Origin of the sequence: Actinoplanes sp. NPDC051343, from assembly GCF_044455125.1 — a bacterium.
In the GTDB taxonomy this organism is placed as follows: Bacteria; Actinomycetota; Actinomycetes; order Mycobacteriales; family Micromonosporaceae; genus Actinoplanes.
Genome location: NZ_JBITEL010000014.1, coordinates 21,953 through 41,618, shown reverse-complemented (window position 1 = coordinate 41,618; position 19,666 = coordinate 21,953). Strand labels below are relative to the sequence as shown.

The 19,666-nt window shown below is 67.3% G+C and carries 16 protein-coding genes and 2 pseudogenes; 12 read left to right on the top strand and 6 right to left on the bottom strand.

Features of this window, described 5'->3' with window-relative positions:
* The first annotated feature begins 400 nt into the window (after positions 1-400).
* Together ACIA5C_RS37160 and ACIA5C_RS37155 are read left to right on the top strand one after the other, a co-directional pair.
* Positions 401-3,112 carry a BTAD domain-containing putative transcriptional regulator gene (locus tag ACIA5C_RS37160; RefSeq protein ID WP_396063595.1) on the top strand — a complete coding sequence of 904 codons (2,712 nt, stop codon included), beginning with the start codon at positions 401-403 and terminating at the stop codon, positions 3,110-3,112.
* Between the two features lie 89 nt (positions 3,113-3,201).
* On the top strand, positions 3,202-3,336 hold the full coding sequence (locus ACIA5C_RS37155; protein WP_396064088.1) for a hypothetical protein: 135 nt from the start codon (positions 3,202-3,204) through the stop codon (positions 3,334-3,336).
* Positions 3,337-3,467: 131 nt separating this feature from the next.
* Here ACIA5C_RS37155 and ACIA5C_RS37150 read toward each other — a convergent pair.
* Positions 3,468-3,770 (bottom strand): annotated as a pseudogene (locus ACIA5C_RS37150) (transcriptional regulator); the annotation flags it as partial.
* A 277-nt stretch (positions 3,771-4,047) separates the two neighbouring features.
* On the opposite strand from ACIA5C_RS37150, the gene ACIA5C_RS37145 reads away from it, so the two are divergent.
* Both ACIA5C_RS37145 and ACIA5C_RS37140 read left to right on the top strand, forming a co-directional pair.
* The gene (locus ACIA5C_RS37145) at positions 4,048-5,535 is read left to right on the top strand and encodes an N-acetylmuramoyl-L-alanine amidase (protein ID WP_396063593.1); all 1,488 of its coding nucleotides are present in this window, start codon (positions 4,048-4,050) and stop codon (positions 5,533-5,535) included.
* A gap of 11 nt (positions 5,536-5,546) precedes the next feature.
* Positions 5,547-7,100: a glycoside hydrolase family 19 protein gene (locus tag ACIA5C_RS37140; RefSeq protein WP_396063591.1), complete on the top strand. Its 1,554-nt coding sequence runs from the start codon at positions 5,547-5,549 to the stop codon at positions 7,098-7,100.
* 372 nt (positions 7,101-7,472) lie between these two features.
* Here ACIA5C_RS37140 and ACIA5C_RS37135 read toward each other — a convergent pair.
* A pseudogene (locus tag ACIA5C_RS37135) lies at positions 7,473-7,562 on the bottom strand (histidine kinase); the annotation flags it as partial.
* 319 nt (positions 7,563-7,881) lie between these two features.
* Positions 7,882-8,370 carry a ricin-type beta-trefoil lectin domain protein gene (locus tag ACIA5C_RS37130; RefSeq protein ID WP_396063589.1) on the bottom strand — a complete coding sequence of 163 codons (489 nt, stop codon included), beginning with the start codon at positions 8,368-8,370 and terminating at the stop codon, positions 7,882-7,884.
* A 556-nt stretch (positions 8,371-8,926) separates the two neighbouring features.
* On the opposite strand from ACIA5C_RS37130, the gene ACIA5C_RS37125 reads away from it, so the two are divergent.
* Complete coding sequence (locus ACIA5C_RS37125) at positions 8,927-10,057, top strand: BTAD domain-containing putative transcriptional regulator (RefSeq protein WP_396063587.1); 1,131 nt, start codon at positions 8,927-8,929, stop codon at positions 10,055-10,057.
* 205 nt (positions 10,058-10,262) lie between these two features.
* Here the strand turns inward: ACIA5C_RS37125 and ACIA5C_RS37120 are convergent, their stop codons facing one another.
* A complete protein-coding gene (locus tag ACIA5C_RS37120; RefSeq protein ID WP_396063585.1) occupies positions 10,263-11,444 on the bottom strand; it encodes a hypothetical protein in 1,182 nt (393 codons plus the stop codon).
* Positions 11,445-11,573: 129 nt separating this feature from the next.
* On the opposite strand from ACIA5C_RS37120, the gene ACIA5C_RS37115 reads away from it, so the two are divergent.
* Entirely contained in the window at positions 11,574-12,773 is a 1,200-nt protein-coding gene (locus tag ACIA5C_RS37115; RefSeq protein ID WP_396063583.1) for a sensor histidine kinase, read from the top strand.
* Positions 12,774-12,777: 4 nt separating this feature from the next.
* Entirely contained in the window at positions 12,778-13,446 is a 669-nt protein-coding gene (locus ACIA5C_RS37110) for a response regulator (RefSeq protein ID WP_396063581.1), read from the top strand.
* Between the two features lie 250 nt (positions 13,447-13,696).
* On the opposite strand, the gene ACIA5C_RS37105 is transcribed toward ACIA5C_RS37110, so the two are convergent.
* On the bottom strand, positions 13,697-14,068 hold the full coding sequence (locus ACIA5C_RS37105; protein ID WP_396064070.1) for an isomerase: 372 nt from the start codon (positions 14,066-14,068) through the stop codon (positions 13,697-13,699).
* Between the two features lie 87 nt (positions 14,069-14,155).
* Between ACIA5C_RS37105 and ACIA5C_RS37100 the strand changes: the two genes are divergently transcribed.
* From ACIA5C_RS37100 to ACIA5C_RS37080, 5 genes are all read left to right on the top strand, one after another.
* A complete protein-coding gene (locus tag ACIA5C_RS37100; protein ID WP_396063579.1) occupies positions 14,156-15,067 on the top strand; it encodes a helix-turn-helix domain-containing protein in 912 nt (303 codons plus the stop codon).
* Between the two features lie 76 nt (positions 15,068-15,143).
* On the top strand, positions 15,144-15,365 hold the full coding sequence (locus ACIA5C_RS37095; protein WP_396063577.1) for a hypothetical protein: 222 nt from the start codon (positions 15,144-15,146) through the stop codon (positions 15,363-15,365).
* Positions 15,362-15,805 carry a transcriptional regulator gene (locus ACIA5C_RS37090; protein WP_396063575.1) on the top strand — a complete coding sequence of 148 codons (444 nt, stop codon included), beginning with the start codon at positions 15,362-15,364 and terminating at the stop codon, positions 15,803-15,805. The genes ACIA5C_RS37095 and ACIA5C_RS37090 overlap by 4 nt, the downstream gene beginning before the upstream one ends.
* Positions 15,806-15,826: 21 nt before the next feature.
* Complete coding sequence (locus tag ACIA5C_RS37085) at positions 15,827-16,690, top strand: hypothetical protein (protein WP_396063573.1); 864 nt, start codon at positions 15,827-15,829, stop codon at positions 16,688-16,690.
* 152 nt (positions 16,691-16,842) lie between these two features.
* A complete protein-coding gene (locus ACIA5C_RS37080; RefSeq protein ID WP_396063571.1) occupies positions 16,843-17,082 on the top strand; it encodes a hypothetical protein in 240 nt (79 codons plus the stop codon).
* Positions 17,083-17,962: 880 nt separating this feature from the next.
* Here ACIA5C_RS37080 and ACIA5C_RS37075 read toward each other — a convergent pair.
* Positions 17,963-18,400 (bottom strand): hypothetical protein, encoded by a 438-nt coding sequence (locus ACIA5C_RS37075; protein ID WP_396063569.1) that lies wholly within the window; start codon positions 18,398-18,400, stop codon positions 17,963-17,965.
* Positions 18,401-19,666: the final 1,266 nt, after the last annotated feature.

The following is a 19,666-nucleotide window of genomic DNA, read 5'->3' as shown; positions in this document are numbered from 1 at the left end:
GCAACGCCTTATAACGAGCAGGAGGCGGCAGAGCCGCCGGGCGGGCATGGAGGAGGGCTCCGTGCTCCGCGTGGTGGGTCAATACGGAGCACGATCGCGCGGCCGACAGCGTCGGCTGATTGCCGGTGCTTGACGCCGGGAGAATCTTGGCTGTTGTTTCTCGGTCGTGCTGAGTTCGGGCGCATACGCGGGTAAGCGGTTGGCCGGCCGATGAAGCTTTCCGCCGCACGCTAGCTGAGGTGCTACACACATCATTGGAGATGCCATTTCAATTCACCAAGAGGTCGACCTTCGTCGCAGTGCTCGTGAGGGCATCCGCAACGATGTCTACTTCAAGGTGCTCGGCGCTTGGGAGGCCGGGCATCGTCAGAGTGGCATCACGGTGGTGCCCTCGGGTCAGTTGCGAACCTTGCTGGTGTCGTTGATCTTGTCAGCGGAACGACCTGTGTTCACGGATGTCCTGGCCGGTCAACTGTGGCCGGACCGGGCACCGGCGCATGTGCGGGGCACCGTTCATACCTATGTGGCTCGACTGCGTCGATTGTTCGGTCACGAGCTGATCCGAACCACTTCGGGTGGCGGGTACCTGCTTGCTGTCCCCAGTGGCAACATAGACATACATCAGTTTCATGGCCTGCTTCGTCAGGCTCGGGCCGCTGAGGCGGCCGATCAGGAGCTGGCGCTGTTGCGGGCGGCGCTCGCGTTGTGGCGCGGTCGCCCGTTCACCGGTGTCGAATCGCCGTGGCTGGATCGCGAGGTCGTTCCGCCGCTGGTCGATGAATGGTTCGCCGCCACCGAACGGCGCATCGACCTGGAGCTGAAGAGTGGTCACGCCAGCGAGTTGGTCGCCGAGTTGCGTGATCTGACCAACCAGCACGCCACTCGGGAATCGCTGTGGTTCCGGCTGATTGTCGCTCTGCACCAGGCCGGTCGGCGAGCGGAAGCGTTGGACGCCTATCAGCAGGTTCGGCGAATACTGGGCGACGAGTTGGGAATTGACCCGAGCGCCGAGCTTCAGCAGTTGCAGCGGGCACTCCTTCAGGACGGTGTGACCGCGCCGCCGACGGCGCCGGGGCCCGTCCCGGACCGCCGGCCACCACGGCAGTTGCCGCATGACATCGTCAACTTCAGCGGCCGGACCGCCGAGCTGGCCGACCTTGACGCTTTGCTGGCGGCGGCCGATTCGGCCGACGGGCGGGGCGCCACGATCGTGTCGATCGAGGGAGCGCCCGGCATGGGCAAGACGAGTCTGGCGCTGCACTGGGCGCACCGGGTTTCCGATCGATATCCGGATGCGCATCTCTATCTGAACCTGCATGGGCACGGCCCCGGCGAGCCGATCACACCGGCGGCTGCGGCAGCCATCCTGCTGCGGGGCCTGGGGATAAGCAACGGAGTGATCCCGCCCGACGCTGACGAGCGGGCCGCCCTTTTGCGTACGACATTGGCCGGCCTGCGCGTACTAGTGATGCTCGACAATGCACGGAACTCCGACCAGGTGCGGGCATTGTTACCCGGCATGGACTGTCTGGTGATCGTCACGAGTCGAAACCAGCTGCGTGGATTGTCGGTTCGTGACGGGGCTCTCCGCGTGACGCTACATTCGCTAGCGGTCGCCGAGTCGATCAGTTTCTTGTCCGCGGTGCTGTCCGCACGGCGCATATCGGCCGAGCCGGACGCCGCGGCTCGACTGGTCGAGATATGTGGTGGGCTACCGCTGGCACTGTCCATTGTCGCTGAACGCGCGCACCGCTCCGGCACTCTGTCCGACGTCGTACACGCGTTGGAAGACGAGAAAGCTCGCCTGGACAACTTCGTGACCGGGGAAAGCGATCCGCACACCGACCTGCGGGCCGCGCTGTCATGGTCGTACCAGGCGCTGGGATCAAATGCTGCCGCGATGTTCGATATGCTCGGCCTGCACCCGGCCGCCGACATCGGGCTGGACTGCGCCGCTGCGCTGGCCGGCCTGCCGGTCCGAGAAGCCCAGCAGTCGTTGGATCAACTGGTCGAGGCCAACATGGTTCAGCGCCGGCAGCGAGATCGCTACGAACTGCACGACCTGATCCGGCTGTACGCCACGGACCGGATGGTGTGCGACGGCGCCGCGTCCGCGTCGGAGGCGGCGATACGCCGGCTTCTGGACTGGTGCCTGCACGCCGCAGTGAGTGCCGATACCGCCTTGATGCCCACCCGTCGGCGGAACTTCCTCGATCCGTACACGCCCACCATGGCGGTACCCGTCTTCGCCGACCAGCATCAGGCCATGGCGTGGTTCGAGCGAGAGTATGACTGCCTGCGTTCGGTGGTGAACTGGGCCGCATCGCATGGCCGGCCCGGCCATGCCTGGCGCACGGTCATCGCGATGACCACCTTCCTCGATCGCCGTATTCCTTGGCGCGAAGGCATCGAGTTCCTGGAAATGGCAAGGCAGGCGGCTGAGTCGGCGCTCGAGTCCGCTGGTGAGGGATACACGCTGAACTCCCTCGGCTGCACCTATTGGGATCAGCGGGACTGGGTTCGGGCCAAGGACTATTTCCGCAAGGCGCTGGCACGCTTCAGTGCCATCGGCGATCGAACCTGTGAGGCCATGACGCTGGGAAACCTTGGCCTGGTCCACGCCAGCGCCGGCGAGGCCGAGGAGGCGCAACGGTTGTGCGGCGAGGCGCTGCGCCTGTGCGAACAGAGCGGATTCCGTCGGGGGGTGGCGCAGAACCTCGACAACCTGGGCCAGGCATTCAGCGCCGCCGGTGAATATCACCGAGCCATCGAATGCCACCAACAAGCTTCTGTGCTGTTCCATGAGCTCGGTGTGACCGAGGAAGGTGCGTGCAATGAGCAGAACCTCGGCCTGGCGTACGCCGCAGGCGGCTACTACGGCAAATCGGTACGGTCATTGAGGCTGGCGACCGTCACATTGCGACGGCTGAGTCATCGCCGCCAGGAAGCCAATCTGCTCGTGGACCTGGGCAATACGCTGCAAGCGGCCAACCACCCCGGTCTAGCCCGCCAGTGCTGGCAGGCCGCTCTTAAAATCATGCGCGAGCTCGCCGATCCCCGCGTCGCCAACATCGAAGCACAGATCGCCTCGACCGACCTCTACCCGACCTGACACACGACAATGGCGGACTCGCGGATACCGCCGCGGCCACGGCCATCGACAACCGGGGCGAGCAGGCGATGTTCAGCGACGGACCTTTCGTGGAGTCGAAGGAGTACCTCGCCGGCGTCTGGGTCTGGGTCTGGGTCGTTCCCGATCCGGACGTGGCGCTCGATCTCGCCACCGAGGCGTCGAAAATCTGCGATCGGAAGATCGAGGTGCGGCCGTTCCAGTGACGTGGCGGATAGGACAGCACGTCAACCGCTGCGCCACCCCAGGCCCGGCAGCCGGGTGCTGCCGGAACTTGTCCCCCAATAATGACAACCTGGAAACCGAAGATCGTTACCTTTCGCGGTGTTCGTCCAACATGGCGGTGCCGGAACCGCTTGACGCTGTGGGTGGGTTCGCGGACGTCGCGCTTGGCCCATAGGTCGCGGAACTCTGCGCTGCGCATGGTCAGCCCGCCCAGCAGGGTGGCGAGCGCCTCGCCGGGAATGTGCCGGCCGGCTGCCAGGCGCAGCTGACCCACGGTCGCGCGGGCAACGTCGTGCCGGTCGATGAAGCGCTCCCTCGACCGGGGGTCGAAGAAGCCGAACCGGGCGAGGTTGCGCTTGGTGGGCGAAGCCGCAGCGAAGTCGAAGAAGAGCACAGTGGCCAGCCTTCGCCACATCGACGCGGCACGCTGACGCCCTCGGGACGACGTGGGCATTTAGCTACTGACAGCGCTTTGAAAGTGACGTGTGTTCCGATCGGTCATCGGTCCCATTCCTTGTGGAAGGTGAATGTATGGAAACGACCAAACGACGGCTGTCACGGCGCCGCTTCCTGCGCGTTGCCGCGGCTCTGCCGGTCGTGGTGGCGCTCCCGGCTGTGGCACCGGCGAATGCTCGCCCGCCGCAGGCAGCGGAGCGCACCTTCGAATGTCTATGCGATCTGCGGGAGTCCTGATGGCTATACCGTGGCTCATCGACGTGCTTCGACAGGCCGGTCTGCCGGTGGTCGAGGAGGGCAACTGGCGTGACCGCTCGGTCAGCGGCGCATTCGACCCGTTCGGCGTGCTGTGGCACCACACAGCGGCACGGTCCAGCCCGACGAACCCCGCGCCCAGCCTCAGCACCGTCATCAACGGCCGGCCTGACCTGCAAGGTCCACTCTGTCACGCGCTGGTCGACTACAACGGCGTCTTTCATCTGATTGCCGCCGGTCGGGCGAACCACGCCGGGGCGGCCCGGGCCAGTGGACCGATTCCGGCCGGGGACGGCAACACGATGCTGATCGGTTGGGAGATCGACTATGAGGGTGACCCGAGCGCGGCGGACCCGCAGCACATGACCGACGCCCAGTACCAGAACTCGGTCACCGCCACCGCGGCCGTGCTGACTTACCTGGGCCGGGACGCCAGTTACGCCCGGGGCCACCGCGAGACCAGCACCACGGGAAAGCAGGATCCGGCGTTCGTGGATCTGGACGTGATGCGTGCCGACGTGGCGGCCCGGATGGCCGGCGGCCGGACGGGCAACGTCCAGCACCAGGTCCGTAACGCCGATGGTTCGTGGCGGGGTCTGTCGGCGGTGCCGGCTCCGGGCGGGACGGGTGCCCAGGGCAGCAAGGCCGCGGTTGCGGTGTTGAATGACGGCGCGGTGCTGGTGGTCGACATCGGCCCGGATGGCGTGTTGTATCACCAGGTTCGGCGCGCCGACGGTACGTGGAGCGGCTTTCAGGGAGTGCCGGCTCCGGGCAATGCTGCGGCCCGCGGCAGTGAGGTTGCCGCTGCCGGTCTGCCGGACGGCTCGGTTCTGCTCGCGGATGTCGGCCCGGATGGCGCGGTGTATTACCAGCTGCGGCGTCCGGACGGCAGTTGGTCAGGGTTCAAGACCGTTCCGGCGCCGGGGAATGCGGCGGCCAAAGGCAGCAAAGTCGCTGTGGCGGGTCTGCCCGACGGTTCGGCATTCCTGGCCGATATCGGTCCCGACGGAGCGTTGTACTACCAGATCCGGCGACCGAACGACACCTGGACCGGCTTCCAGGTGGTTCCGGCTCCCGGTAACGCCACGGCGCGGGGCAGCGAACTTGCCGCCGCCGGTTTGCGGGACGGTTCGGTGTTGCTGGCCGATGTCGGCCCCGATGGTGTCGTGTACTACCAGCTCCGGCGCCCGGACGGGAGTTGGTCAGGGTTCAAGGCCGTCCCGGCGCCCGGCAATGCCGCGGCCAAAGGCAGCAAGGTGACGGTCGCGGGTCTACCCGACGGTTCCGCTCTGCTCGCCGACATCGGCCCGGACGGGGTGGTATACCACCAGGTCCGCCGGCCGAACGACACCTGGACCGGCTTCCAGACAGTGCCCGGCGCCAACAATGCCCCGGCCCACGCCACCGAAATAACCGCCGTCGGCCTGGCCGACAGCACCGTCCAACTCGTCATCGTGGCACCCAAATGAGGGAAAGGAACGTGCACAAGATCGGTCTGGCTGCCGTCGTCGCCGTGACGGTCGCCGCCAGCCTGGTGCCGGCCACCGTGGCTTCCGCGGCACCGGCCGTGCTCGCATCGTCCGGAATCGTTTCTCACGACATCCGTAACGCCGATGGTTCGTGGCGGGGTCTGTCGGCGGTGCCGGCTCCGGGCGGGACGGGTGCCCAGGGCAGCAAGGCCGCGGTTGCGGTGTTGAATGACGGCGCGGTGCTGGTGGTCGACATCGGCCCGGATGGCGTGTTGTATCACCAGGTTCGGCGCGCCGACGGTACGTGGAGCGGCTTTCAGGGAGTGCCGGCTCCGGGCAATGCTGCGGCCCGCGGCAGTGAGGTTGCCGCTGCCGGTCTGCCGGACGGCTCGGTTCTGCTCGCGGATGTCGGCCCGGATGGCGCGGTGTATTACCAGCTGCGGCGTCCGGACGGCAGTTGGTCAGGGTTCAAGACCGTTCCGGCGCCGGGGAATGCGGCGGCCAAAGGCAGCAAAGTCGCTGTGGCGGGTCTGCCCGACGGTTCGGCATTCCTGGCCGATATCGGTCCCGACGGAGCGTTGTACTACCAGATCCGGCGACCGAACGACACCTGGACCGGCTTCCAGGTGGTTCCGGCTCCCGGTAACGCCACGGCGCGGGGCAGCGAACTTGCCGCCGCCGGTTTGCGGGACGGTTCGGTGTTGCTGGCCGATGTCGGCCCCGATGGTGTCGTGTACTACCAGCTCCGGCGCCCGGACGGGAGTTGGTCAGGGTTCAAGGCCGTCCCGGCGCCCGGCAATGCCGCGGCCAAAGGCAGCAAGGTGACGGTCGCGGGTCTACCCGACGGTTCCGCTCTGCTCGCCGACATCGGCCCGGACGGGGTGGTATACCACCAGGTCCGCCGGCCGAACGACACCTGGACCGGCTTCCAGACAGTGCCCGGCGCCAACAATGCCCCGGCCCACGCCACCGAAATAACCGCCGTCGGCCTGGCCGACAGCACCGTCCAACTCGTCATCGTCGACCGGCCGCCCGGCATCACGGTGTCCATCGAAGACCTGCGGGCGATCTTCGGCTCGACGTACGACACGCAGGTCGTACGGGATGGTCTGCCGTCTTTGAACGCCGAGATGCAGCGGGGCGGCATCACCACGCCACCGCGAGTGGCGGCGTTCCTGGCCACCGTGCGAAACGAGAGCGGCTTCCGCTACAACGCCACAGAGACCAGTGACCCGAGCACCTACCGTGGTCGCGGCTACCTGCAGTTGACGGGAGTGGACAACTACCGGGCCGCGGGCGAAAACCTCGGGCACGACCTGGTGAACAACCCCGACGACGCCGCCACGTTGGCCTGGAGTGCGCCGGTGGCCCGATGGTATTGGACGGTGGCCCGGCCGCTCAACGCCGACGCCGACGCCCTCGACATGGGTCTGGTCAGCCGGGACATCGGGTACGCGTGGTCGGCCGCGGAGGACAACGCACGGTGCGCCGACTTCAAAGCCGTGCTGCAGTACTACACCGGCAGCGTTCCCGCCGGGATCAACTGCATCCGCCCCGGGCACTGAGACGGGTCCGTGTACGGGCGGTACACCCACGCCCGTACACGGACCACGGCACCCGCCCGCCGGGCGGCGGAATCCCGGCGGGCGGCTACGGCTGCGTGCTGAGTCCAGGCTCCCACCCTGACTTCCGGCCGGATCGTGGACTTGCCCAAGCGCTGGGCAAGATCCGACCATGCACATGCGGACCACGATCTGCGGGTAGCCGTCGCGTTCGGTACCTTCGCGGACCGCCCACGCCGGCACCGGTTGCGCTTTTTCGGGCAGGTCGAGGCCGGCACCGGTGGTGTAGATCCGCGCCTCGACACCGGCCACCACCAGCAGGTTCTGAGCTGCGGCGATCTCCTCCTGCAGGGCGAGGGCCAGGGCGAGATCCAGCGACAGCAGCCGGTCGGCCAGGTCACCTTTGAGGGAGATTGCGGACAGGCTCTGGCCGAGCAGATCGTGCAGGTCCCGGGAGACGCGCATCCGCTACGTTCGGGCGTCCGGAGCCGGACTGGACCGACCGCGCGAGCGTGGTCGACTGCATGACCGGTCTCGCGCGGCTGACGTCCGGGTCGCGGCCTTCCGATGAGCAGGACGCACGGGCCGCTGCCGGGTCGGTCTTCGACCGGGCAGGACGGACCGCGAAGGCGCGGCGGCAAGCCACCTCGGCAGCATGTTCGCGGTCATCGACTGCCGACCGCGGTGGCGCGAACGGCGCCGTCACACCGACATCACAGAAGGGGCGGCGGGGCCCAGTGGCGCGGAGCTCCCACACCACTGGACCGGCAAACCGTGCCGCGGGTCAGGACGTCCAGCGCCAAAACCACTTCTGGCTGGCCACGGTGCCATCGCACCAGTTCAGCCCAGCCGGCGTGCCCCGAGCGTACGAACGCAGGTCCAGACACTTGATGCGGCTGCTACCCACGCTCACCATCTTGTAGTCGTCAATGTCCCAGAGCTGGCTGGCGAGCCTGGCGTCACATCCATTCAGAATGACCACCGAGCCCGTATCGTACGAACGCAGATCCCAGCACAGGCGGTAGCCGCTGGATGCCGAGCTAACCTGGCAAACCGTCTGGAAATCGACCGTTTTGCAGTTCCACCACCATTCCTGGCTGAGACCGCCGTTGCACTCGGATAGACCTACATAGGTGCCGGGTGTGTTCGCCCCGATGTCGAGGCACTGACGCCAGTTGGTCGCCTGTGGAGTCATATTGTGGTTGCCCGCTGCGGCACGTGCCGGGGCCGCTGCAAGGGCCAGCGACGCCAGCACGATCACCACGGCGGTCATAGCGCGGACCAAGATACTTCGATGGCCAAATGACATGCGGCGTACGGTAGCCACGACGGCTTTCAAATCCCTTTCAAATGTTGAGACGGTGGTGAGGCCGACGTTGGCCGCCGGCCTGATGTCCTGCCGGCTCGGCTACGACGGCAGCGAGCGCGTCGGCGATGTCGGCGCCGAACACGAAGCCATGTGCTGGACGCGGTTCGGTCGGCTTGCTGTCCTACCTGGAGCTTCGCCCGAATCGATTACCGAGTCGTCCCGCGTTCCTGGATATGTGCCCGGACGCCAGGCCGGATCGCCGCGCCGTTCTCATCCTAAAGTCGGAGATGGAACACCCATCTCGCGCCGGATGCACCCGAACCCGCGCATTCCTACGGTCGTGACATGACTTCCCCGGCACCGCAAGGTGAACCGCTTGGTCCGTACCGCTTCCCCGGTTGGTGAGCCGGGGAGAGCGCAGACAGCCCCGGCAAGGCGGTGCGTTCGCGGGAGGGCGCCGGTCCCACGACGGCCGCCGCGCGATCGAGTATGCCGCTGTGATCGCTCGCAAGGAGGGGGAATGAGCGAACGAGGTGGCGTCCGGTTCAATATCCTGGGGCCGCTGGAGGTGACCCTCGGCGAACGTAGCGTTGCTGTCCCTGCGGGGCGACTGCGTAGCGTGCTGGCATTGCTGGTCCTCGCACTCGGCCGGTCCGTCTCCGTGCATGAACTGGCCGAGCGGCTCTGGCCGGAGCTCATGCCGAAGCAGGTGCGCGGCACAATACACACCTACGTTGCCCGGCTTCGACGGTTGCTGGGCGATGATCTCATCGAGACGACGCGCGGCGGCAGCTACCGAATTGCCGTCGCAGCCGACGTGGTTGACCTTTGCCGCTTCCGTGAGCTCGTCCGTACGAGTAGAACAGCGCGTTCCCCGCAGGCCGAGCTGGTAACGCTGGAGGAAGCCCTGGGTCTGTGGCGTGGTCGCGCCTTCGCTGACATGAACGACGCCTGGCTCGGTCGGGATGTCCGGCCCCGACTGACCGACGAGTGGCTGACCGCCGTGGAGCGGCATATCGACTTGCGCGTCCAGATCGGATATGTGGGTGACGCCATCACCGAGTTACGGGAATTGATCGCTGGCAACCCGACGCGAGAGTTGCTCTGGCTTCGGTTGATCCCGGCGTTGCACCGGACAGGTCGGCGCGTCGAGGCACTGGAGGCCTACCGGCAATTACGGACCGTCCTGGCGCAGGAACTCGGCATCGATCCCAGCGAAACGCTTCAACGGATGCACCGCGCAATCCTGATGGGTAGCCCACCACCGTCTGAACTGCCGACCACACCACGGGGGTCCAACGAAGATCCGACGCGGCAGATGCCTCGCGGGACGGCCGGCTTCTGTGGCCGGCAGGATTCCGACGATGCCAGTCAGCTCGTGCCATCGGTCGCAGACGAGGATCGGCGGCCGACCGCCGGTGGAGGGATCTACGGGGAGGCCACCAGTCCGGAGGTGCCGTCGGCGGCGGCTGGACCCCGGCGGCGCAGCCACAGGATCACTCGGGTACGTCCATGGTGGGTTGAATTTCAGGGGTTGCCCGGTCTGCAGGAGCTTTCCCGGCGCATCGGTCTGCTTGCTGCGGAAAACGCCCGCTTGGTCGCGGAGAACAAGGCATTGCGGAGGCAGAACGCCGAGTTGCGGCGCGGGTAGATCGGGGTGGCGGAGGCGGCGTCCGGCATGGCGTGTGCCCACTGGCGATACGCCACCCCGTCGATGGCGACGGACGCCAGGCAGTCGTGGAACCGGTCATTGCCGCGGATGTCCTCAACCGTGGCGGTAACCACCACGCCGCGCCGGCCCAGCTGGAGATCGTCGATCACCCCTACCACCAGCCAGGCCAGCAGCGCGACGCCGATCATCCGCCGGTAGCCCCGGCTACGGACGGCCGCGTTGTGGCGTTGCCTCGTCCGCAATACCGGCAAGCGCCGCGGCGGCGGAGGTGGTAGGCGAGTGTGGCCGCGCCGAGGGCGCCGCCCCATGCCGGCCAGAAGAACTCCGGTACGAACAGTCCCCAGGTGTCGGCGGCCAAGTGGATTCGGCCGAGGGCCAGCCACCGTAGGAACATCAACCCGGCCGAAGTGACCAACAGGGCGACGATCGACGCGGGGATTATCGCAGTGCGTGGGCGGACCCGCTTCCCACGCAGATAGGGGATCCAGCGAGGATACACCTCACCCCACGGGCGGAGCAGTCCGATCGTCAGGAGAGCGCCGCCCGCCGCCATGGTGGCGAGGATGGCGCCGGCGAGCCAGATGCCCGGGCTCTCGATCGCCTCCTTGTGCAGCCCGGCCCGTGACACGCCGAGTGGGATGTCCAGCGCCCATGCCCACCGGGTCAACGCGTATCCGACGGGGACGATCACTGCGACCGTGACGGCCCAGCGGCCCCAGACCGCCGCGGCGGCCGGTGTGGTCCAGCCGCGCGCGGCATCGTCACGGCCGCAGTTGCCGCACCCCCCGCGGACCCGACGACGGGCGGCAACCACCGTCGCGGCCCACAGCGACCCACCGGCGATGAACAAGATCTGGTTCAGCACCGGCCATGGCAGGAACAACGCGAAGAAGTCGGCCAGCCGAACCTCCTGCGGCCAGCCGAAAGGGGCCCCTGCCAGCAGCATGGGCGCCCGTACGATCGCCAGCAACGGCCGATAGTCCGGAATCACCACGGCGAGGCCGGCGGCCATGACCCAGCTGATGCCGGCCAGCGCTCTGCCGAGGAGCCCGCGGCGCCGGGTGCGGCTCAGGAGCACCGCCAACGCCGCGCCGCCCAGCCCCACCCCGGCGAGCACCGGCCCCGTCGTCTCCGGCCGCGCGTGTTCGAGCAGCGACGTCCCCTTTCCGCCCGGGTCGTGTTCGACGCCGAACGGGAAGCCGGCGCCGCCGCGCCACCAGAAGAGCCCAAGCGCGGCGTAGGTCAGCGACCACGCTGCCGTGGCCCAGCCGATCCAGCGAGGCCAGCCGGCGCCCCACGATGGGGCCGCCGGCTGTGTGACCACCGCGGTCAAGGTGTCGTCGACGTCCGTAGGTATGTGTGTCATGCCAACCAGAGTCGATGACGGTTGACGTGCCGCAGTATGGGTCGTTCGGCAGGCGTCGACGGCCGCTGTGCGTACCGGATGTGCCGTTCGGCACAGGCGCGGTCGTCAATGTCGGCATAGGCTCCCGGCATGGCGGCCAGGGATCGATTGGGTATCGCCGCGGCGGCTGCCGGGCTGCTGTCGCTGACTTTCGACGCGGTGGTGCTGGCGCGTGGCGATCCCTATCCGCAGGGCATGACCACCGCGACCAGGCTGGGCGTGGCCGAGGTCGTCGTGTTGCTCGTGCTGACCGTACTGACGCTGCGGTGGTCCCGGGCCCGCGTCGCCGTCACGGCGGGCACTCTGGCCGGGCTGGCCGTGCCGTTGTGGCTGCTGCGCTTCGGCCTGCCGGCGTGGTCTGCCGAGTCCGTCGGTGGTTATGCCGGCTGGGGAATGCTCGCGATGCTCGCGGTCGCCGTCGGGCTGTACCTTCGCGCTCTGGACGAGAGGCGCACCCGTGGGGTGATGGCCGCCCGGCGTGCCCAGCAACTGGAACTGGCCGACGACTTGCACGATTTCGTCGTCCATGACATCAACGAGATGTTGCTGCAGGCACAGGCTGGACAGGTCCTTCTCGGCGCCCGGGCACGCGACGGGGACGGTGACCGGCTTGGCGCCGACGTCGGGATGCTGCTGCGCCGGATCGAGGGCACAGCACTGCGCGCGTTGCAGACGGTCGACCGCGCCGTTCACCTGCTGCACCACGCCGAGAGCCTCGGTGGATTGGCCGAAACGACGGCGGACGGCGCGCCGCGTTCGCCACAGCCCACTGTCGACGATCTGCCCGAACTCGTTGACCGTTTCACCGCCACCGGCACGGTCGCCGCTCGCCTCGACATCGAACCCGGCCTGGCCCGCACCCCGGCCCAGAATGAAGGCCCAGCCACGGCCCAGGTCACCGTGCCGACATTGCCGCCCGAGGTCTCCGCGACGGTGTACCGGATCGTGGTGGAGGCGCTGACGAACGTGCGCCGGCACGCCCGCGACGCAACGCATGTTCGGGTCACCGTCGCACGTGAGCCGGGCGACGGCGTCCGGGTGGAGATCGCGGACGACGGCACCGCTCAGCGTCCCACCCGGCGCCGTGCCGGTCCTTCCGACCCCAGCCGGCTCGCCGGGACGCGGCGCGGTGCGTCGGGTCGGAGCGGGCTAGGCATCGCCGGTCTCACCAATCGAGTTGGCGCACTTGGCGGCACACTGAGCACCGGCCCCACCGAGCCGACCGGTTGGCAGGTCACGGCGGTGCTTCCGGTGCGCGCACGGTACACCGCCGATTCGACGGCCCGTTGACACCGTGGTCGACCGCCCGATCCGGATACTGATCGCCGACGACCAGGAGAGCATCCGGGCCGCCTACCGCATCATCCTCGACTCCGAGCCAGACATGACCGTCATCGCGGAGGCCGCCGACGGTGTTTCCACGGTGGAACAGGCTCAGCACCTACGACCCGACGTCATCCTGGCGGATATCCGGATGCCCCGGGTGGACGGTCTGGAGGTCACCCGCATCCTCGCCGGGAGCCAGGCCGACGATCCGCTACGGGTCATCGTCGTGACGTCGTTCGACCTCGACGAGTACGTCCACGCGGCGTTACGCAACGGGGCATGCGGATTCCTGCTCAAGCGCTCCGGGCCGGCACTGCTTGCCGAAGCCGTACGCGCCGCAATGGCCGGCGACGCCCTCATCAGCCCACAAGTCACCCTCCGCCTGTTGCGGCATCTGACGGTCGCGCCCGCCGCAGCCGGCCGTCCGGCAGCCGGCCACGAACTCCTCACCGCACGAGAACAGGAAATCGCCCGCCTGGTCGCGCGGGGCCGGACCAACGCCGAGATCGCGGACGAACTGTTCATCGCCGCCGGTACGGTGAAGAACCACCTCGCCGCCATCCAGCGCAAACTCGGCGTACGCAACCGGGTCGGCATCGCGGTATCGACGTGGGACGCCGGCACCGCCACCCCATGAACGCCCGGCGAGCCCGGACAGCGTCCGCTGGTAGCCGGCAACCTTCGCCCGCCGGTTCGTCCCGCTCATCGGCCAGCTCCCACTCAGCTCACCCGTGGGTGAGCGGCAGGGAGGGAATCGCCAGCAACGCCGCGCATCCGGGCACGACCTTGACCGGCCTGTACGCCGCCGGCCCCAACCTGCGCCGGGCGAAGCCCTCGCCGATCGAAGCCGGTTGCCCGACGACAAGGTGGGCCCTGGGTTGTTCGACTCAATGATCGGCGAGTTGGAATCCCTCCGGTGCGCGGTCCAGGAAGCTGACGACCGCTCGGATGTGGCCGCCTTCGTCAAACTCGAGTACGTCGGTGCCGGTGGCGAACGATGTGCCGTCCACCGTCAGCTCCCACTGCAGTCGGGCGTGGCGGTGATGTCTCTCCGGTTGCCTACGGGGCCGGAACGAATAGCCGGGCATGTGCTCGGCGAACTGATTCCGAAAGCCGATCAGCTCGTCGGCGCCTCGCATGACCTGGACCGGTGCGTCGTAGGTGACTGCGTCGGCAAACGTGGCCGCCGCCAGATGGTGCTGCTCCTCTGCGGTAGCAGCGTTCCAGAACGCGACATATTGATCGATAATATCCGTCATGACCACACCTTGCGGGATGCGGCAAACGAGCCGCAATAACGTCGGAGGTCATTGCCTCACGACCAGCCTGACGGCATGGTCGCGGTCATGACTACCGCCACCGCGAGCCCGAACGAATCCATCGGGATGCTGTTGAAGCAGTGGCGTGAACGGCGTCGTCGCTCGCAGCTGGATGTGTCGTCGGCCGCCGACGTGTCGGCGCGGCACTTGAGCTACATCGAGACGGGCCGGTCGAATCCCAGCCGGCAGATGATCGAGCGGATCTGTGACGAGCTGGATGTGCCGCTGCGCGAGCGTAATCGGTTCTACCTGGCCGCCGGATTCGCGCCCGTCCATTCCGAGCGCCCGTTGGCCGATCTGGGCGCCGCGCGGGAGGCGGTTCGGGCGGTGCTCACCGCCTTGGAGCCCAGTCCCGCCGTTGCGGTGAATGTGCGGTGGGATCTGTTGGCGGCCAACCGCACCATGCGGATCTTCCTGACCGACTTGCCGGACGAGCTGGCTGGACCGCCGGTCAACATGCTCCGGCTGACGCTGCACCCGTCCGGCTTGGCATCACAGGTCCGCAATTTCGAGCAGTGGCGGGCCCATATGCTCCGGCGGGTCCGTCGGCAGCTCGACCGCACCGCGTCGGACGGGCTCGAGGAGTTACTCGCCGAACTCGGGCGCTACGCCCCGCCCGATTCGCCGGCCTTCCCGTCCATAGAGGCCGGACACGATCTTGTCGTGCCACTTCAGCTCGCCACGTCGTACGGGGAATTGTCGTTCCTCTACGCCGTCACCGTCTTCGGCTCGCCTCGCGACGTCACGCTCGACGAGATCGCGATCGAGACGTTCTTTCCGGCCGACACTTCAACCGCGGGCATCTTGCGCTCGCTCGCCGATGCGGAGTTCGTAGGCACGACGCCCGCCTGCCATGGTGGGTCTACGCCACGATGTTCGTGCTCGTCGCTGCCGGCAGCGCAGCCAACGACTTCGTCTCGCTCGGCGGCGCCCGGCTGATCGCACTGCTGATCCTCATCGCCTTCGTCGCCGTCCTGGTGGCGACCTTCGCGACCGGCTCAGCGCCGCTCGGCAGGTGGCGCGGGGTGCAGCCCCGGCAGTCCTTCGCGCCCCGCGCCTTCGCCGCGATCGCGGTGCTCGGCGGTGCGGCCGGCTGGCTGGCTGGCTGGTCGCGCAGTACGCCGCGAGCCTCACCAGCCATCTCGGCGCCTACCCCAATACCGTGGCCGGGTTGCTCTACGGCGCCGTCTTCACAGCCCTGTTCGCGCTGAGCCAGCGGCTGATCTCGACCCGATGACCGCAGAGCTCAACGGCCCGCTGTCCGACCCGACCCGGCTGGCGATCATGTCTGTGCTGTGCGCGGTCGACTGGTGCGACTTCGCCTTCCTGCGTGACGAGGTGTCGCTGTCGGACTCCGCACTCTCCAAACAGCTCACCACTCTCAAGAACGACGGACAGATCGAGCAACGGCGCACCTACCTCGGCCGGGTTCCGAAACCAGGGTCCGCGCTACCGATGAGGGCTTGCGCCGCTTCCTCGCCCACGCCGAGGCGCTGCAGCAGATCGTCGCGCGGACGCCCGCCCGGCCCCGACAGGCCGAAGGCACATCCAGGCACGACCCGGATCCAGCGGCCAACGAGGCAACGCCGGTTGTCGACTGACCACCTGCCGGAAGGCTTCCAGCAGCCCCACTCAACGCGACGACGGCTACCGGTCGAGGGATTGGCGCGGCGGTGACGCCATGGGCACCATGGCAGGATGGACGTCGGGGTGGGTGCCGGGCAGGCCGCGGCCGGCGGGGCGACTTATGGCCTGATCACCGCGGGCGCGATCGTCACCGTGCTGCACTGCTTGAGTAGATATCAGGTCCATGACTATGCGGATCGCGACGCGTCGATCGGGCTGGCCGGCTCATTGATGGCGGTCGTCGCCGCGGTCACGCTTGTCGCTGCGGCGGGTAGGATCGGCGGTCGCCTGCCGGGACTCCGCCGGCCGCAATGGCATGTCTTCGTACCGTTGCTGCTGGTGCCCATGGCAGTGGTCCCGCTGGTGCTCGGGGCGGAGCGCAACCGCGTGGAGGCCGCTCTGCTCTGGGGCGGTGCCGCCGTCACGGTGCATGTGTTACTGGCGTACGCGCCGGTCGGCCGCAGCTGGCGGCGCTGGGTAAGCGCGACGCTGGTGTTGCCCTGCGCCGCCGCGACGTTGACCACATGGGGGTGCCAGCATCGATGGCGGGCACAGAAGTTCCAGGCAGTCGGTTTGCCGTTGATCGTGCCGGAGGTGCCCGGCTATCAGCTGACCGGCACGTGGGCCGGACGCTACAGCATCAGGACGGCCCTGCGAGGTCCGTCTGGCCGTCGGCTGTACGGGGTGGTCGAGGCCGCATCGGTCCGGTATGGAGGTTGCGGACCGGGCAGCGATCGTCGCTGGCGCGTGTCCAGTGCCGGCGATGGCCTGGAACGCGCGATGTCCTGCCTGCGCGACGGGACCATGCTGACGCTCATACCCGGCGGCGGATCGGCCGGCATCGCCGATGTGCTGCCTCATGTCAGATTGCGCGAGGTGGACGCGTCAGTGCTGGCGGACCTCCCGGACGAACCGGCGATGAGCGAGCCCGACTGACGCCGGCGGCCCGGCATGATCGCGGTTCACCGGCGGACGCTCGGCCGAGGGCGCGGACATGCCGGCACGGGACTCTTCCGGAACGTTCAAGCTGCCTCATGCTGGTCCGGCCCGGACACGGCCCTGCGCTGGCACCGTCACCTGCATGCCCGGTGCCACGCGGCAGCGTCGCGGCCCTGCCGCGGTACGGGCTCCGCGCGCTGGGCGCCCTCCGGTCGCAGGCCTTGAAGGCCGAGGCGCTGCTGGCCGTGGACTTCCTCGAGGCGATCACGCTGACCGGCGCGAGGCTGTACGTACTGGCGGTCATCGATTGCCGCGCTGCACCACGACAACGAGGCCTGCTCGACGAACTCGTGAGGCGCCGGTCGGCTAATGTAATCTCGATCGCGTGACCGAACGTCGGTTATCCGGCGCCCATGTGGAATCCGCGTCGCGTTGTTTGCTCGCGCAGATTCTGCGATACGCAGCCCTGACCGCGGCGGTGTAAATCGGGCTTCTTTATTATCGGCCAGCTAAAGCGACCTCGGTTGACGCCGGATGCAGATAGTCAGCCGAATGCCAGCCGTAATACCTGAAGTGTTCGCAGCTGCGTTACCGGGAGTGATGTTCGCTGTCAACGTCGGGCGGCATCACGTTGACGCCATGTTCGGTGTATGTCAGCGATTTGCTCGAGCAGCGTGTCTTCCCAGAGATTCATAGTGGCCTTATCCAACTGGGGAACCGCGACTCCTCGGTTACCGGCCACGCATACTGCAACGTCCGCAGCGAGTGTGGTAATCGCCCAATCGCCCGTCGCCAGAATGTCGTGCCGACGAGCCGGGACCAGGGAGCCCTCCACCGTTAGCGTGGTTGGGACTCCCGGCTGCTCCGACAATTGAACGAGCAAGTTGGTAGCTTCCGCATGGCTCACTTCTTGCGCATTTGCCAAGCGCTCAATATACAGAAATAGCGGACCCAGCGTGAGGCCTTGCCGTGTCGTGTCAGCTATCGAGACATCCATGGACGCTATGGTGATGTCTGGCGGGCTTTTGCGTTCGTCGCCGTCTGACCTTCCAATCGAGACGGTTATAAGCCGACGATCAGACCAGTGGGTACTGACGCAGTCGATGCGAGGCGATCCAAACCTAGGAGCGTCCCAAACGGTAAAGTCCACAGTCTTCAACGCGCACCTCCGCCTTTGACATAGATTCTCGGGACACTAGCATGGACACCCGCGACACCCGAATTTGTTGCGCCGGAGGTGCCGCGAGAGTCCATCCGTCAACTGCCGAACTAATTCCTGGTATGTGTCTCAGAGATCACTTTCAGCACCAGCTTGCCATCAACAATACTCGCGAGGACCTCCTTTTTGGCGTGGTCACTGGTGACGCCGTTCGTCCGGGGGCCGTAGGCGTCGACGTACAGGATCCACTGGCCAGGGCAGCCGCAAGATACAATTGGTGTCGGATTATTATGGCATGCGGTCGATGCGGCGCAGTCGTTCTTCGTCGTGTTCTTCAGGATATTGTTGTTGTAGAGAGCGGTATCGACGGATACTGTGCCCTTGTTCCAACCGCTCGTGAATCCTGTGGCGGTCACACCGCCACCGCTCCTGGCGTTCAGCGTTCCGTCAGTGTAGGGCGGGTCGGCCGCCATAGCGGGATTGGCCCAAAAGAGGCCTCCCAGAATGATCAAACCCGCGAGGACTGCTCTGTAAACCTTGATTCGCACCTGTTTCCCCTCCAGAGCTACTTTGGCTTCAGATCCATGGTCCTGATCGCACGATATGCCGAACATTTACAAACATCAATAAATATTCACGGCAAACCGGTGTCCATTAAGTGACATGACGCGGCGGGGCTGGTTTCAGACGTCAGATCTGGTACCACTGCTGGCCGAACGCGGCGTGATCCTGTCGCGGGAGCAGGTCTACCGGCTGGTGACACAGTCGCCACAGCGGCTGAGTCGGACACGCTGGTCGCGCTGTGCGACATCCTGCAGTGCACGCCGAACGACTTGATCGAACCGGTGGCCGCGCCGCGGCAGGTCCGCAGGGTCGCGGGACAAAGGGCGGCGGCCCCCGTCAGCGGCGCCGTGTACGCGGCTGCGGCGCCCGTCGCTCGAGGACTGAACACGCGATGCCGATTCCGCGCCGCCGCAACGTATACCCCGATACCGCGGCGCAGGCCCGACGGCGGCCGGCCGGTGTGCGGACCATGCGCCGGCAGCGAACTCGACTACCGAGGCCACGTCTGCGGAACCGTCACCGATCTCGCCTCGGCCGCCCGCTGCGCCCGCTGCGCCCGCTGCGCCCGCTGCGCCCGCTGCGCCCGCTGCGCCCGCTGCGAGAAGGTATCCGAGCGGCTGGCCGGCCCCGGACGGCACCATCCCGGAGGCGCTGCGCCCGTTCGCCAGCCTGCTAATCGGCGCACGCCGACCACTGTCGGTCCTGCGCTGGGCCTACCGGTACCCGGGCACGGTCCTGCCCGCGCTGGCCGCGACGGCTGAGCCGATCACCCACACGACGAGGAGGTCTCGATACCGGCGCCAGGGCAGCCCATCTGTTTCTGGGCGAGCATGAAGACCTGACGCAACTGCGCCGCTACATCCACGACGCCGCTCTACCCCTGAAGGCCAGAGTCGCCGGATCGCTGCTATTGCTGTTCGGCAGGACCGTCACGCGCATCGTCCGGCTTAAGGTCACCGGTCTGACCGCCGCCGCAACAGCCGCTTTCTGACGCTCGGGATCTCCACCGTAACCTCGGTGCCGACGGCGACTCCACGGGCGCTCGGTGATTTCGGGCCGAGGGTGAACCCGAAGCCGTCGCCGGTCGGTTCCAGGACTGTGCGCACTCGGGCGCCGTTAACGGGGCCGGCAACGTGGTGGCGCTGTTTGATGCCCCAGACGAGTCGGGGTTGAACGGGACGGGCACCAGCAGTTTGCCGCGTGGCCGGGCGGTAACCGTGACGACGAAACGTTGGGACTTCATAACCACC

Excerpts from the sequence above, each read along its gene's own strand:
- ACIA5C_RS37145 (WP_396063593.1), top strand. The coding sequence starts at position 4,048 with ATGGCTATACCGTGGCTCATCGACGTGCTTCGACAGGCCGGTCTGCCG.
- ACIA5C_RS37130 (WP_396063589.1), bottom strand. The coding sequence starts at position 8,370 with ATGACCGCCGTGGTGATCGTGCTGGCGTCGCTGGCCCTTGCAGCGGCC.
- ACIA5C_RS37125 (WP_396063587.1), top strand. The coding sequence starts at position 8,927 with ATGAGCGAACGAGGTGGCGTCCGGTTCAATATCCTGGGGCCGCTGGAG.
- ACIA5C_RS37120 (WP_396063585.1), bottom strand. The coding sequence starts at position 11,444 with ATGACACACATACCTACGGACGTCGACGACACCTTGACCGCGGTGGTC.
- ACIA5C_RS37115 (WP_396063583.1), top strand. The coding sequence starts at position 11,574 with ATGGCGGCCAGGGATCGATTGGGTATCGCCGCGGCGGCTGCCGGGCTG.
- ACIA5C_RS37105 (WP_396064070.1), bottom strand. The coding sequence starts at position 14,068 with ATGACGGATATTATCGATCAATATGTCGCGTTCTGGAACGCTGCTACC.
- ACIA5C_RS37100 (WP_396063579.1), top strand. The coding sequence starts at position 14,156 with ATGACTACCGCCACCGCGAGCCCGAACGAATCCATCGGGATGCTGTTG.
- ACIA5C_RS37090 (WP_396063575.1), top strand. The coding sequence starts at position 15,362 with ATGACCGCAGAGCTCAACGGCCCGCTGTCCGACCCGACCCGGCTGGCG.
- ACIA5C_RS37085 (WP_396063573.1), top strand. The coding sequence starts at position 15,827 with ATGGACGTCGGGGTGGGTGCCGGGCAGGCCGCGGCCGGCGGGGCGACT.